Raw genomic sequence first — 13,924 nt, 5'->3', positions numbered from 1 at the left:
AAATTAAAAATACAATACATAAACCTAGGCGCTACTCGTTTTGTTAGTTATTATCGCAAATAAATATGGTAATTGTATTTAAAATGCCTAATTAAGTAAATGAATAGTATAAAAAAGTTTATTTATTATATTTTATTCGCAATGATTCTATGCGGTGTTATACTAAAGTTAAATACAAATAAGCATATTCATCTTATAATAATTATATTTTCTCTCTATGACACAAGTATGTGATTCTATTACAAATAATCTTTCAGATAATTGTCGAAGTGCTCGGTCAACAGTTGAAAGGCCACAGGAGCAGCAGATATAGTTTTAAGTGGCTACTTGATAGAAAGCGGATGTACCAGTTTTATTTAAGCAATTTATACCTACTCTGCCAAAAATTATGACTTTGTGTAATTTGTCTCTTACATTTGGGTTTAAATAGCTGATTAAAATGAACACCAAATCTTTACATTTTATTCTTACCCTATCTTGCGGTTTGTTTCTGCTATCATCTTGTGGTAATACTCAAGAAAAATGTGAACTAGATGAAAAAATTCTTGATGTTCCCATCGACTTATCAATCGTGAGATTGGAAAAGCAATTTTATACCGCCTCTACTGAGGAAGAGTTTTTGTTTCTCCTTGAAGAATATCCTGATTTTGCCAAAGATTACTTGGAAGTAGAACTTTACGAATCCAAAGAGCAGCTTGCTCAAGAATTGATGTTCATCAATCAGGACACTTTAATGCAGGAACTTTATGCAGAGGTTCAAGAAAACTATCCTGATCTAAATCAATTAGATCAGGATTTGAGTCATGCATTTGCTTACATCAAGTATCATTTTCCTGATTTCAATACACCGAAGGTATATACATTTCTGACTGGGTTTAGCAATGACCTTTACATCAGCGATGAGATGATTGTGATTGGACTAGATTATTTTTTACCCAAAGAGCATGAATTTCAACCGACAGATTTGCCGAGATATATTTCAGATCGGTATGATCGAGAATATATAGTTCCCATGGTGGTGACAGCCATTTCTTCCAAATACAACAAGGTAGACCCCAAGCAAAACACTCTGCTGGCAGAGATGATTTTTTATGGAAAAGCCTATCATTTTACAAAAAGTATTTTGCCTTGCACAGCAGATGATTTTATCATTGGATATACCTCTGAGGAAGTGGTAGCTTGTTTCGCCAATGAAGAATTCATTTGGTCACATTTTATAGAGAATGATTTGCTTTATGAAACGAACCCTTTTGAGATCCGAAAATATACGGGTGAGGCACCTGCAACAGATGTAATCAGTCAAGATGCGCCGGGCAGAGTTGGCAGGTGGCTTGGGTGGAATATTGTAGACGATTACCGATTCAATAATGACATTTCATTGGATGAATTGATGGAAATGGAAGATGTTGAAAAATTATTTAGGCAGTCAGGATATAAACCTCGTCAGTAAATTCATTTCCAAATTTCTTTGAATCCAAAACTGCTAATACACGTTTTACGGCCATTTCTTTTGTAAAAAATTGTAGGGCTAGGCTGCGTGCGTTTTGCTGAAATTTTGGGAGGTCCGAAGCGTTTTCAAGCATTTTTTCAATTTTATCTAGTGTTTGCTCAGGCTTGGTCGGATTGTGATAAATACCGAGTTCATATTTTTTGGTAAGCTCACATACCCAGCCTTTATGATTGACTAAAATAGCTTTGCCGGCAGCCAAGGCATCAAAAAACTTATTTGGGCTGTTGGTTTTCAATACCGGCAGGTGGTCAAAGGAAATAAAAGCCATGTCTGATAGGTTCAGCAAGTAGCGCACTTTTTCTTTGTTGCCAAAATCAAAGAATCTGAAATTATTCAAAGCTAGCTTTTCAGCTTTTCGAAGCACATTGGGCAGTTGACTTCCTTTTCCCATGACGAGAAATTGGTAATCTTTGCCTCTATCCATGGCAAGCTTTGCAATATCCAGCAACTCCTCTACAGCATTGACTTGACCGATTGCGCCTGCATAGAGTATGGTAAAACTATCTTTGAGCTTGAGTTTGTGTAATAATTGAGGGTCTTTTTTCTCTGGAGTAAAATAAGCTGTGTCTCCAAAGTTGGGGATAATGGATATCGGTGTTTCGGTCCTTTTTCTGATTTCATTTGTTATACCTGGAGAAAGGGCGATACATTTCAATGCATGTTTGTAAATCCGCTTTTCTAGTGCATAAAGTATGTTTTTCAGAATCGGATTTCTGATCGCCCCAACTTGGATGGGTGCATCAGGCCAAAGGTCCCGTACCTCAAATATATAGGGTAACGCAAACTTCCGCTTTGCCCAAAGCCCTATCAATCCGGTTGTCAGTGGCGTGGAGGTAATGTACAAATAATCTGGTCGCGGCAATTTGGCCACCCACTTTCTAGCCAAGTGGACAAAATGAATAAATGATTTGATCCTTTTCACAAATCCCCACTCTTGACTGTAAGCGACGGGAAGATAGTGTACATGAATCCCATCGATAATTCTCAGGTCATAATAAGGCTTATTGTGTGTAGTAATCATATCCACAGCAATTCCAGCCTCTACCATTCCTTTGGCAAGGTGGTAAGAGCGAATGGCGCCTCCTTCTTCGGGCGTCAAAAAATACTGATGGATATAGATGATTCTCATTGCTTATTTTTCAGCCAGGATGCTAAGATAAACATATTCCAAATCAATAGAAACTGGTCTTTTGAGGCTTTTTGAGGTTCTTTCGTTAAAGGCTGCATGGCTTGTGGAAAATATCTCCCCCAAGTGCCGTGCATATTTTTGATTTCGGAATAAACCCAATTTCTAAACTTTGGATTTTCTGAAAACCATTCTTTGAGCGGAAGGCCAAAACCGATCTTTTTCCTGTTTGCGATCTTTTTCAAACCCCGATTTTCTAATGCGGTTTTGATCAGCTTCTTTCCAGCAAAAGCAATGCTTGATGCCTCAGAAAAGCTCTTGGTCCATTGAATCAATTCAAAGTCTAGGTAAGGGGCTCGTCCTTCGATGCCGTGCGCCATGCAGGCATTGTCATGGATTTTGAGCACATCATTGATGAGGTAATATGTTCTGTCAAAGTGCAGCGCATTTTGGAAATTTGATTCCTCTTCAGGATACCAAGCTAAGAATTTTGAATATTCTTCTTCAGGGATATTTTGTAGAGAACTGAAGTTTATAAAAGTTCTTCGAGGATCTTGATCAATTCCAGATAGGAATTTTTTTAGAGATGCTGGAAGCGGAAATCCTGCTGTAATTCCTTTTAAATTTTTATAAAGTTTTGGTCTTTGAAGGTATTTCAAAAAGGCCAAATGTCTGTTGTATCCTGCGAAAAGTTCATCAGCCCCTGCGCCCGAGATCAAAACTTGAACCTCTTCTTTTGCTTCTTTGGCCAACAGCCAAGTTAGAATGCTAGCGCTGTCGCCAATAGGTTGGTCCAGGGTGTTGATATATTCCTGCCAGTTCTCCATAATCTTCTCTGGCGTGACCAAAATTTCATGATGATAGCCTTCAAATCTATTGGTCAGTTTCCGGGCAAAAGTCGGATCAGCATATTTTCCTTGCAGCTTCTTGTCAAATGCCACCGTGAAAGTCGGCATAGGCTGCCCCGTTTCTTCTAGCCAAAGTTGGTAGAGTAAACTGCTGTCTGCACCTCCGCTGAGGATCACTCCCACTGGTCTTTCGGTGTGGAAATTTTTCAGGACCGCATCCTTAAGTCTGCTTTCAAACTCAGCTTGGTTAGGGCTGGTGTTTGCTAGTTTCTGATGCGTCCAACTGAGATTTTTGAGTAGATTTCCTTCAAAATCGATCACATATCCTGTGCCAGGCAGTACTTGATGTACTCCTTTGAAGAAACTTGCATCCGGGAAGCAGTGTCTGGAATAGAAATATGGCAAAAATTGATCTTGATTGATTTTTGATTGAGAAATCAAAGCCGAATTAATTCCCCTTGCTTCAGATGAAAAAAGCCAGCTTTGATCGTTTTGGTAAAAATAAAGTGGTTTTTCACCAGACGGATCACGCGCTACAATGATTTCTTTTTTCGCTAAATTGATAAAAGTGAAAGCAAACATGCCTTGAAGCTCGGTTATTTTTTCTTCACCATAGTGCTTGAGCCAAAGTAAGAAAACCTCAGAATCTGAATTCGTTTTGAAAGTGTAGCCCAAGTCTAGTAATTGATTTCTTAGATCTTGATAATTGTAAAGTGCTCCGTTCCAAACCAAGACCGCCATACGATCATCTGACCACATGGGTTGATTAGAGGCCTCACTGAGATCAAGAATTTTGAGCCGATTTCCTGCTATCCAAACTTGATCAGTGATTTTACAGAAGTCAGAAAAATCAGGACCACGGTGTGCTGTAGAAAGCATCATTCTCTCGATTGCCTCTTTTCCATCACACTCAGGCTTGATAATCAGATTGATTCCACACATAGTTTATTCTGGTGTAGAAGTCGACACTTTGACCTTGTTGGCTTTCTCAAAATATCTGCAAAAATGAGTTATTGTACATTCTTCGCACTTAGGTCTACGCGCCAAGCAAACGTACCTGCCGTGCAGAATCAACCAATGATGTGCTTTGTGGACATATTGTGAAGGGATATTTTTGATCAATTGTTTTTCAACTTCAAGAGGGGTTTTTGCATTGAGCGGTACCAAGCCTAATCTTTTGGAAACGCGGAATACATGCGTATCCACAGCCATGTTGGGCTGATTCCAAACTACTGAGGTGATGACATTGGCAGTTTTTCTGCCCACTCCGGGCAGTCTAACCAATTCTTCAACTGTTGATGGAACTTCGCTGTTGAAGTCATTGACAAGCATTTTTCCCAATCCGATGAGGTGTTTCGTTTTGTTATTTGGATAGGAGATGCTTCTGATATAAGGAAATAGCTCATCAAATGTCGTAGCAGCTAGATGTTCCGCTGTAGGGAAATGTTGGAAAAGTGTTTTGGTGACTATATTGACGCGCTTGTCTGTACATTGGGCACTGAGGACAACGGCAACGAGCAATTGAAATGGGTTTTCATAGCTCAACTCCGTTTCTGCAACGGGCATGTTTTCCTCAAAATGATCAATGAATGTTTTATATCTTTCCTTTTTCAGCATATCTATTTTTTTTTAAATGATTATCCGAGATGACACCAATATGTGAATAATCGCCAGCTACGCCGTGGCGCAAAAGAGTCCATAGTCAAGAGATCACAGCTGATTGAAATGAACTACATACAATATTATAAATGGCTACTGGTAAGAAAGCGGATATCCAATTTTTTTTATAATTATTCTCATTGACATCAGCATATTATATTAGCACAAATCATCTTGCGGATAATTTGTCAACTAGGCACACAAGCGTCGACGGCTAACGGTCCAATGTATTCCAAATATAGGATTTAGATTATTTTAAATGGTTACTGGTGTATAAATGGAAATACATATTTATTAAATTACAACAAGAACGAGAAGAGATCGTTTAATTTGAAATTGTAAAACAGGTTAGCAATGCAAAAGATATCCAATATGTTCTCAAGAGGCTTAATTTTTTTACTTTTCACTTTTTTGATGTTAGGATGTGCTGAGCAGGAAGAAGTACCTTTAAACCTAGACCCAAGCGTAGCGGCGGAAATCATGGATGATGCTTATGGAAACCATCCAAGACAGAAAATAGATGTTTATCTTCCTGCCAATCGCTCAACTGATAAGACAAAATTATTTATTTGGGTTCATGGTGGAGCGTGGACGGATGGAGATAAATCAGAATTTGGGCAATTCAAACCCTGGTTGGAAGCGGAATTAGGAGATTATGCATTCGTCTCCGTCAACTATCGCTTGTACAACATCACTACAGGAAGCAATAAATTTCCAAATCAAGAAGAAGACATTGAAAACATGATGGAGTATGTCAAATCCCGACTAGCCGACTGGGATGTGGGTTCTGATGTGGTCCTAGCAGGAGGCAGCGCAGGAGGGCATTTGGCCTTATTGCATAGTTACAAAAACAATACGGATGGTTTGGTGAAGGCAGTGGTGGCCTTTTTTCCACCCACAGATTTCCTTACATTTTATGGGTTCAACTTTCTCACTACCGCTTTGTTAGAGGCGCTGATTGGAGGAACACCAACGAGTAATCCTTCGGGCTATGCGAATTCAAGCCCAACCAATTTCATCAATTCAAGCAGTGTTCCGACCGTATTTTTTCACGGGACGTCAGATAATGTTGTGCCTATTCAGCAAAGTCAGTTGCTGGAAAATAAATTAGAAGCTGCACGTGTTCCATTTTTGCGTGAGTATATTCAAAATGGTGCTCATGGGTTTTCACCAACTGTGAATCAGGATTTGATTTCCAAAGCTGCTGTGTTTTTGAAAACGAAGCTCGATTGATTTGGATTGGAGAAAGATCATAAAAAAAGCCTGAGTTTTTCGACTCAGGCTTACCGGTTTATTTAAAAGGTTCATACTCTTTCGAGTCCTGTAGATTTAGCTTTCCGAAGAATTGCGTTTACTACTTTTTCGGAAGGATGAAGAATGATTTCGTCCAACTTCTCAATCGTGCTCAGCATGTATAAATATTCTTCCATCAAAGACTCGTCTTGATGTAAGGCCTGCACTAGAAGTTCATTCTCACCCTCACTCATTTCTTGGTAGATATATCTAACCAAGTCATTTGGGGTAAATATTTTTGTCATAGGCAAAGTTTAATTGTTTCATTTTTTTTCTCATATTGATCAAGGCATATCGCATTCTTCCTAGGGCAGTATTGATACTGACTCCTGTTTGTTCTGCGATTTCCTGAAAGCTCAAGTCCATGTAATGCCTCATGATCAATACCTGTTTTTGTGTTTCAGGTAATTCATCAATCAATTTGCGGACAAGGTTAAGGGTATCTTCTTTAATTTGAAGATCTTCCACTGTTTCTTCCGCAAACCTTAAGGTATTGAATAAATTTGCGCCATCTTCCATAATGATGGTTGGATAGCGTTTACTTTTTCTAAAATAATCAATGGCTAGGTTATGTGCGATTCGCATTAACCATGGCTGAAATTTCCCCTCTTCGTTGTATTTATCTGAGTTGAGTGTTTGGACCACTTTGATAAATACATCTTGCAATAAATCTTCTGCAACTCCTTGATCTTTTACGATCAAATAGATGGTGGTATATACCTTTGATTGATATTTTTCCATCAACATCTCGAATGCAGCTTCGCTTCCACCTCTATACTGTGTTATTAGTTCGCTGTCTTTAGGACCAATCCTTTTACTCATACTGTTTGACTTTTAAATAACGTAGAGGTTTATGCCATATTATATTTTTTGGGGTGAAACAATAATTACGAATGCTACCAAATGTATAGATTCAAAAACACTCTTCCAAATAGATGAATTAAATTTTTTAAAGCTATCCTTTTTGTAAATACATGTTTAGAGGCATTATTCAGATGTTTAGATTAATTTTGAAAAAATTAAATTTGGTTATTTATACATGTTTTAGGTGTGGTGATCCTTCATGCAGAAAGTTGGTTTATGAATATTCAATAAAAAATTGTTGAAAATCTTGGTCTGATTATATGATTGAGTTTTAGAAAAATTTTGTGAAAATGTGATATCTTGACAAGGAATTAGTGATTTTTAACTGCACACATCAGGTTGAATAATGGTGTTTGTTGCCTGATTTTATTACCTTCGTTTTTCAGAGGAAAACAATAAAATAGCTATATATATGGAAATCAACGGAAAAATTGTTCAGGTAATGGCTGAGCAAAGTGGAAACGGCAGAAATGGTGTTTGGAGGAAAAAAGATTATATCCTTGAGACAGAGGGAAATTACCCTAAAAAAGTGGCTTTGGCTGTTTGGGGAGATAAAATTGATTCATTCAATCTTCAACAGGGTGATCAAGTCAACGCTGGAATTGAAATTGAAAGTAGAGAATATAATGGTAAATGGTACACGGACGTCAAAGTTTGGAAAGTAGATAGACAAGGTGGAGCAGCAGCAAGTCCTCAGTCTCAGAACAACTCGGCAGCGATGCCTGATGTGACTTCATTTTCAAGTGATGAAGGTGATGTTTTGCCATTCTAAAAAATAAGTAACTGTCTCTTTTCTAGAACCTTTTTAACAAATTAGAAAAGAGACAGTTCAAATTTTTGATTAATTTTTAAATTATAATTGTTTTTTGCTATGTGGGATGATTTTAATGACAATGACTTCAATGAAGAGGATGCGGAAGAGTTTCGAAATGAACGAGACAAAATGAAAAACCATCCACTACGAACCAAATCATTAGAGATTTTTGAATTGACGCATGCATTAGTCGGCTCTCTCGATGAAGCTAGGAGAGAGCTCTATGGAACATTGATGATGGAAAGTGCTGGTTTGCTTGGAGCAAAGTTTTCCGCAGCCCATGGAGTAAATGACTACATTTTAAAAATGGAGAATGCGGTCATCATGAAGGTGCATGCAAGAAGTTTGGGTAGCATGACTTATCAATTGGCATTGGAAGGAACCCATGCAGAAGAGCATTTGCAGTTGCTTCGTGATGCTATTGTAGAATTCAAGGATCTGTTCAGAGTCTGGGTAAAAGGATTTGATGCAACAGAACGCTATGATGATGGCTGGGGACTGTTTTTAGATTAAGTTATTGGAGGTTTTCGCCAAACTTAAAACCCATAAAAAGTCCACCAATAATCATTGCTAAAGTGATGCCTCCAAGAAGTAGGATAACGCCCAAAGGCATTTCCCAGTCTTCTTTTCCAATTTTGAATTTGATGATTTTATTGAAATCCATGTTGTTTTTGATGATTGTCCGCTTTGACAACAGTTGCTTATTTTTCATAAATATTCTTGCGGATAATTGTCAATAGTCCACGGTCAACAGTCTACAGCACACCAAATATAATATTTACATTATTTTAAATGGCTACTGGTATGAAAAAGTATATACTAATAGTGTAGTAACTTTTTACTAATCCCCAATATCCAATTAACTAATTATTAATCCCCAAGGCTTTCTTTCCAACCTTTGAGCTCAAGTTCTCTGGCAGAATCTTCGACTTTTTGTTTGAGGTCTTTTTTGAAGTTATCCATGTTTTCAGCAACTTTTGGATCAAAAGCTCCGATAATCGATGCGGCTAGAATGCCGGCATTTTTTCCACCGTTGAGCGCCACCGTTGCCACAGGAATTCCTGCAGGCATTTGAAGAATAGATAAAATGCTATCCCATCCATCAATAGAATTGGAAGAGAGAATTGGTACACCAATAACTGGAAGGGAAGTTAATGAAGCGACCATTCCAGGCAAATGTGCAGCACCACCTGCACCTGCGATGATGACTTTGAGGCCTCTTTTTCTGGCGGATTCAGCATAATCTATCATTCTCTGTGGCGTACGATGTGCAGAGACAACAGTCAATTCATAAGTTACTCCCAATTCTTCTAGGGCTTTGGCTGCTTCTGACATGATTGGAAGATCAGACTTACTTCCCATGATGATTCCTATTTGCTTGGTCATAATTTATGCTTTTATTTTGATCAATTCTTTGATTTCTTTGGCTCTTGCTTTTAATACATCGAGATTTTCATCCAACAAAGTCACATGTCCCATTTTTCTGAATGGCTTTGTGATTTTCTTTCCATAAAGGTGCACATAGATGCCTTTTTCTTTCATGGCATCATCCAATCCTTCTAACAATGCGTCTCCAGTATATCCTTCTTCACCCAATAAATTCACCATCGCAGCAGGCATTCTCAATTCAGGGTTGCCCAAAGGCATATTCATCACTGCTCTGAGATGCTGTTCAAATTGAGAAGTGAAATTAGCTTCAATGGTATGGTGTCCGCTGTTGTGCGGCCTTGGGGCGATTTCATTGACCAAGATTTCTCCTTCTTTGGTCACAAATAGCTCAACAGCTAGAATCCCAATCAGATCCAATGCTTTAATAACTTCAATAGCTACTTTTTTTGCTTTTTCCTCTATTTCGGAACTGACTGTAGCTGGCGCAAATAAAAATTCAACCAAGTTGGCTGTTGGATGAAAAGCGCACTCCACTGATGGATAGGCGATCAAATCACCCCTTTTGTTCCTCGCAACAATTACTGCTAATTCCTTATCGAAATCTATTAATTTCTCCAACAGACTTGGTGCTTCAAAGGCATTTTCTAAATCTGCAGCTGTTCTCAAAATCTGAACGCCACGCCCATCATAGCCTTCTTTTCCCAACTTATTAACCGCTGGTAGGAAATCTATATTAGAGGTTACATCTGCTTTATTCTCTGTCAGAATAAAATCCGCTGTTGGGATGTTATTGTCTTTGTAAAATTGCTTCTGTTCTCTTTTGTCTTGGATCAACCTGATCAAATGTGGTTGAGGATACACTTCCTTACCTTCCTCTACCAACTTTTCAAGTGCATCCGTATTTACATTCTCAATTTCGATGGTAATGACATCGCAATTTTGTCCAAATTCATAGACAGTATCATAATCTGTCAATGAACCTCGGGTAAATTTATGAGCGATAGCCTTACATGGCGCATCAGGATCGGGGTCCAAAATGTGGATATCTATATTATAATTGATGGCTGATTGGATGACCATTCTTCCTAATTGTCCACCACCAAGGATTCCTAATGTCTTTTGTTGATAATTCTGTTGCACTACGGGGTCTTTTGTTCGGTCAAAAATAAGGAAAAAAGATTTGGGATGATACTTTTCTCTGTCTTGATGTTTTTTGTGAAAAAGTAAAGTTCAAGAGTTTCTTGTTTCAGCTAGGTAAAATTTTCCTGCCGTCTATCATTTTGATCTGATGATTTATATGTTAGGTGAAACACTTTTACTAAATTGTAAGAGACATGAAAGCATAGAACACCCATAGATTTTATCAATGGAAATAATATTTCATGCTAAAATATTTTTGGTAAATTGTAAGTCTAATTGAAACAATAAATCTAAAACAATATGGAACACATCAATGAAACGGGCAATACAGCCTATAATGTAAATGGAGGGGGTAAGTGCCCTGTCATGCATGGATCCAATACACAAATCGGTAGTAGTGGTGCGATGAATAAGGATTGGTGGCCAAACCAACTTAATCTCAATATTTTGCATCAACACGCTCCAAAGTCAAACCCTTTAGGAGAGGATTTTAATTATGCGGAGGAATTCAAAAAACTTGATTTGCCGCAAGTAAAGAAAGATTTAGAAGAAGTATTGACTACTTCTCAGGATTGGTGGCCTGCGGATTATGGACATTATGGACCATTTATTATTCGATTGGCTTGGCATGCTGCGGGTACCTACCGAACAGGAGATGGTCGTGGCGGAGCAGGAACTGGCAACCAAAGATTTGCACCCTTGAATAGTTGGCCAGATAACGGAAACTTGGACAAAGGGAGAAGATTGCTTTGGCCAATCAAGCAGAAATATGGCAATAAGATTTCATGGGCTGATTTATTTATTTTAGCTGGAAATGTGGCTATTGAGTCTATGGGCTTGAAAACGTTTGGTTTCTCTGGTGGTAGAGAGGATATTTTTCAGCCTGAAGAGGATATTTATTGGGGAACAGAAGACACTTGGTTAGGAAATAAAAGATATACAGGTGATCGTAACTTGGAAAATCCATTGGCGGCTGTGCAAATGGGTTTGATTTATGTCAACCCAGAAGGTCCAGATGGCAATCCTGATCCTTTGGCATCAGCAAGAGACATTCGAGAGACCTTTAAGCGTATGGCGATGAATGACTATGAAACTGTTGCTTTGACGGCAGGTGGACATACATTTGGTAAGACGCATGGTGCGGGAGATGCGGCTTTAGTCGGTCCTGAACCAGAAGCGGCACCGATGGAACAAATGGGTTTCGGCTGGATTAGCAGTTTCAAGAGTGGAAAAGGAAGAGATACCATTACAAGTGGACTCGAAGGTGCATGGACGCCAACACCAACTACTTGGGATATGAGTTATTTCGATGTGCTTTTTGGTTACGAATGGGAATTGACAAAAAGCCCGGCAGGTGCACATCAGTGGGCGCCAAAGAATCTTGCCGACAAGGACAAAGCACCAGATGCAGAAGATTCCAATATCAAAGTGGGCATCATGATGTCTACAGCGGATATGGCGATGAAAATGGATCCTGAATACAGAAAGATTTCTGAGCATTTCCATAAGAATCCTGAAGAATTTGCAGATGCATTCAAAAGGGCTTGGTTCAAATTGACGCACAGAGACATGGGTCCAAAAACCCGTTATTTGGGTTCGGAAGTTCCTGCAGAAGACCTTATTTGGCAAGATCCTATTCCTGCCGTGAATCATGATTTGGTTGATAGCGAAGACATCGCTTCTTTGAAAGGAAAAATCCTTGCATCAGGTTTATCAGTGTCAGAGTTGGTATACACAGCTTGGTCTTCTGCTTCTACTTTCCGTGGGTCAGATAAAAAAGGTGGTGCTAATGGCGCTAGAATTCGCTTAGCTCCACAAAAAGACTGGGAAGTAAATCAGCCTGAGCAATTAGCGAAAGTGTTAAATGTTTTAGAAGGCATTCAAAACGATTTCAACAATTCTCAATCAGGAAATAAGAAAGTTTCAATTGCTGACTTAATTGTCTTGGGTGGTTGTGCCGCGATAGAAAAGGCCGCTAAAGACGGTGGTTTTGATATCACAGTGCCTTTTACTCCAGGTAGAATGGATGCAACTGAAGAGCAAACCGATGCGGAATCATTTGATTGGTTGAAACCGGAAGCTGATGGATTCAGAAATTACAGAAGAGCAGCATTTACCGTAGCGGATGAAGAGATGTTGATCGACAAAGCACAATTGCTTGAGTTGAGTGCTCCTGAGATGACTGTTTTGGTAGGAGGTATGCGTGTATTAGGAGCGAATTATAAAAATTCGAAACATGGTGTATTTACGAGCCGTCCAGGTACATTAAGTAATGATTTCTTTGTCAATTTGGTTGATATCGGAGTAGCTTGGGCACCTTCTCGCAAGGAAGCGGATACATTTGAAGCACATGATCGCAAAACAGGAGAGGTTAGAAGAACAGGTACCAGAGTAGATTTGGTGTTTGGGTCTAATTCTCAGCTGCGTGCCATAGCAGAAGTATATGCGCAGGACGATGCCAAAGAGAAATTTGTAAAAGACTTTGTCAAAGCTTGGGACAAAGTGATGAATCTTGATCGTTTTGATCTAGTTTAAACAAATCGAATACATGAATGTAAAAGGTGATCTGGAAACAGGTCACCTTTTTATTTTTCTCTAATTTAGAACAAGCTGAAAACCATTTTCTTATTGTAGGGTTTTTGAAATATGAAGAAATACGCCAGCATAGACCAAACCAGAAAACCCATTGTACAAATTACTTTTACGGGTGAGCAAAGTACAGATGAAAATTTTCAAGCATATTTAGACGAAACGAAAGCCTGCTATGCGGATCAGCAGAAGTTAGCTATGATTTTCGATGCCTCGAATGCTAGTTTGCCATCACTTCGTCACCAAAAAATGCAGGCGGCATGGCTAGATGAAAATACAAAACTAATGGAAGACTATTGCTGTGGAACGGCTTATGTGATTTCAAATTTGGCCATAAGAGCGATTCTAAAAATGATTTTTTCTTTCCAAAAGCAACCTGTTCCTTACAAAATTTGTGAGAAGCAAGAAGAAGCAGAAGATTGGGTACAGCTTCAATTGAATGCTAAGGCATAAAAAAAGCTCCCTGAGGAGCTTCTAATATAATTGAGTAAGTGTGTTTAAATTCTTCGACCGCCGATCAATCTAAGAACAATTGAAATAACAGCAAGCACTAAAAGAATGTGAATCAGTCCACCGGCGCTATACACAAAGAATCCTAAGATCCAGCCGATTATCAAGATCACTGCGATTAAATATAATAAAGAATTCATAGTATGTTGGTTTAGTAAATAATTGATTTACATACCCTTAAT

The 13,924-nt window shown here is 38.6% G+C and carries 15 protein-coding genes; 6 read left to right on the top strand and 9 right to left on the bottom strand.

Annotation, left to right across the window (positions count from 1 at the left end):
• The first annotated feature begins 439 nt into the window (after window positions 1-439).
• Entirely contained in the window at window positions 440-1,450 is a 1,011-nt protein-coding gene (gene gldB, locus IEV57_RS00925) for a gliding motility lipoprotein GldB (RefSeq protein ID WP_188438682.1), read from the top strand.
• Here the strand turns inward: gldB and IEV57_RS00920 are convergent.
• From IEV57_RS00920 to nth, 3 genes are read right to left on the bottom strand one after another with little or no spacing between them, the layout of a single operon-like run.
• Window positions 1,419-2,639 carry a glycosyltransferase family 4 protein gene (locus IEV57_RS00920; RefSeq protein WP_188438680.1) on the bottom strand — a complete coding sequence of 407 codons (1,221 nt, stop codon included), beginning with the start codon at window positions 2,637-2,639 and terminating at the stop codon, window positions 1,419-1,421. The two genes, gldB and IEV57_RS00920, sit on opposite strands and share 32 nt — an antisense overlap.
• Window positions 2,636-4,426 (bottom strand): asparagine synthase (glutamine-hydrolyzing), encoded by a 1,791-nt coding sequence (gene asnB / locus IEV57_RS00915; protein ID WP_188438678.1) that lies wholly within the window; start codon window positions 4,424-4,426, stop codon window positions 2,636-2,638. The genes IEV57_RS00920 and asnB overlap by 4 nt, the downstream gene beginning before the upstream one ends.
• A gap of 3 nt (window positions 4,427-4,429) precedes the next feature.
• Entirely contained in the window at window positions 4,430-5,101 is a 672-nt protein-coding gene (gene nth, locus IEV57_RS00910; RefSeq protein WP_188438677.1) for an endonuclease III, read from the bottom strand.
• Between the two features lie 396 nt (window positions 5,102-5,497).
• Here nth and IEV57_RS00905 point away from each other — a divergent pair, with 396 nt between their 5' ends.
• Window positions 5,498-6,376 (top strand): alpha/beta hydrolase, encoded by an 879-nt coding sequence (locus tag IEV57_RS00905; protein ID WP_188438674.1) that lies wholly within the window; start codon window positions 5,498-5,500, stop codon window positions 6,374-6,376.
• A 71-nt stretch (window positions 6,377-6,447) separates the two neighbouring features.
• Here IEV57_RS00905 and IEV57_RS00900 read toward each other — a convergent pair whose 3' ends face one another.
• A complete protein-coding gene (locus IEV57_RS00900; RefSeq protein ID WP_188438672.1) occupies window positions 6,448-6,681 on the bottom strand; it encodes a hypothetical protein in 234 nt (77 codons plus the stop codon).
• On the bottom strand, window positions 6,656-7,258 hold the full coding sequence (locus IEV57_RS00895) for an RNA polymerase sigma factor (RefSeq protein ID WP_188438670.1): 603 nt from the start codon (window positions 7,256-7,258) through the stop codon (window positions 6,656-6,658). Before IEV57_RS00895 ends, IEV57_RS00900 begins: the two co-directional genes overlap by 26 nt.
• Window positions 7,259-7,712: 454 nt before the next feature.
• Here IEV57_RS00895 and IEV57_RS00890 point away from each other — a divergent pair, with 454 nt between their 5' ends.
• Window positions 7,713-8,072, top strand: coding sequence for a DUF3127 domain-containing protein (locus IEV57_RS00890; RefSeq protein WP_188438668.1), 360 nt, complete (start codon window positions 7,713-7,715; stop codon window positions 8,070-8,072).
• Between the two features lie 99 nt (window positions 8,073-8,171).
• The gene (locus tag IEV57_RS00885; RefSeq protein ID WP_188438666.1) at window positions 8,172-8,627 is read left to right on the top strand and encodes a hypothetical protein; all 456 of its coding nucleotides are present in this window, start codon (window positions 8,172-8,174) and stop codon (window positions 8,625-8,627) included.
• A gap of 1 nt (window position 8,628) precedes the next feature.
• Here the strand turns inward: IEV57_RS00885 and IEV57_RS00880 are convergent, their stop codons facing one another.
• The 3 genes from IEV57_RS00880 to IEV57_RS00870 form a co-directional block, all read right to left on the bottom strand.
• Entirely contained in the window at window positions 8,629-8,826 is a 198-nt protein-coding gene (locus IEV57_RS00880; protein WP_188439406.1) for a hypothetical protein, read from the bottom strand.
• Between the two features lie 158 nt (window positions 8,827-8,984).
• Window positions 8,985-9,500, bottom strand: coding sequence for a 5-(carboxyamino)imidazole ribonucleotide mutase (purE, locus tag IEV57_RS00875; RefSeq protein WP_188438663.1), 516 nt, complete (start codon window positions 9,498-9,500; stop codon window positions 8,985-8,987).
• A gap of 3 nt (window positions 9,501-9,503) precedes the next feature.
• Window positions 9,504-10,643 carry a 5-(carboxyamino)imidazole ribonucleotide synthase gene (locus tag IEV57_RS00870; protein WP_188438661.1) on the bottom strand — a complete coding sequence of 380 codons (1,140 nt, stop codon included), beginning with the start codon at window positions 10,641-10,643 and terminating at the stop codon, window positions 9,504-9,506.
• 300 nt (window positions 10,644-10,943) lie between these two features.
• Between IEV57_RS00870 and katG the strand changes: the two genes are divergently transcribed.
• Window positions 10,944-13,178 (top strand): catalase/peroxidase HPI, encoded by a 2,235-nt coding sequence (gene katG, locus IEV57_RS00865; RefSeq protein ID WP_188438659.1) that lies wholly within the window; start codon window positions 10,944-10,946, stop codon window positions 13,176-13,178.
• A gap of 111 nt (window positions 13,179-13,289) precedes the next feature.
• Window positions 13,290-13,685, top strand: coding sequence for an STAS/SEC14 domain-containing protein (locus IEV57_RS00860; protein ID WP_188438657.1), 396 nt, complete (start codon window positions 13,290-13,292; stop codon window positions 13,683-13,685).
• 44 nt (window positions 13,686-13,729) lie between these two features.
• Here the strand turns inward: IEV57_RS00860 and IEV57_RS00855 are convergent, their stop codons facing one another.
• Window positions 13,730-13,882: a lmo0937 family membrane protein gene (locus tag IEV57_RS00855; RefSeq protein WP_188438655.1), complete on the bottom strand. Its 153-nt coding sequence runs from the start codon at window positions 13,880-13,882 to the stop codon at window positions 13,730-13,732.
• Window positions 13,883-13,924 lie beyond the last annotated feature (42 nt).

The organism is Belliella aquatica, from assembly GCF_014637795.1.
Classification (GTDB): domain Bacteria; phylum Bacteroidota; class Bacteroidia; order Cytophagales; family Cyclobacteriaceae; genus Belliella; species Belliella aquatica.
This window is presented reverse-complemented; position numbering and strand designations above follow the sequence as displayed.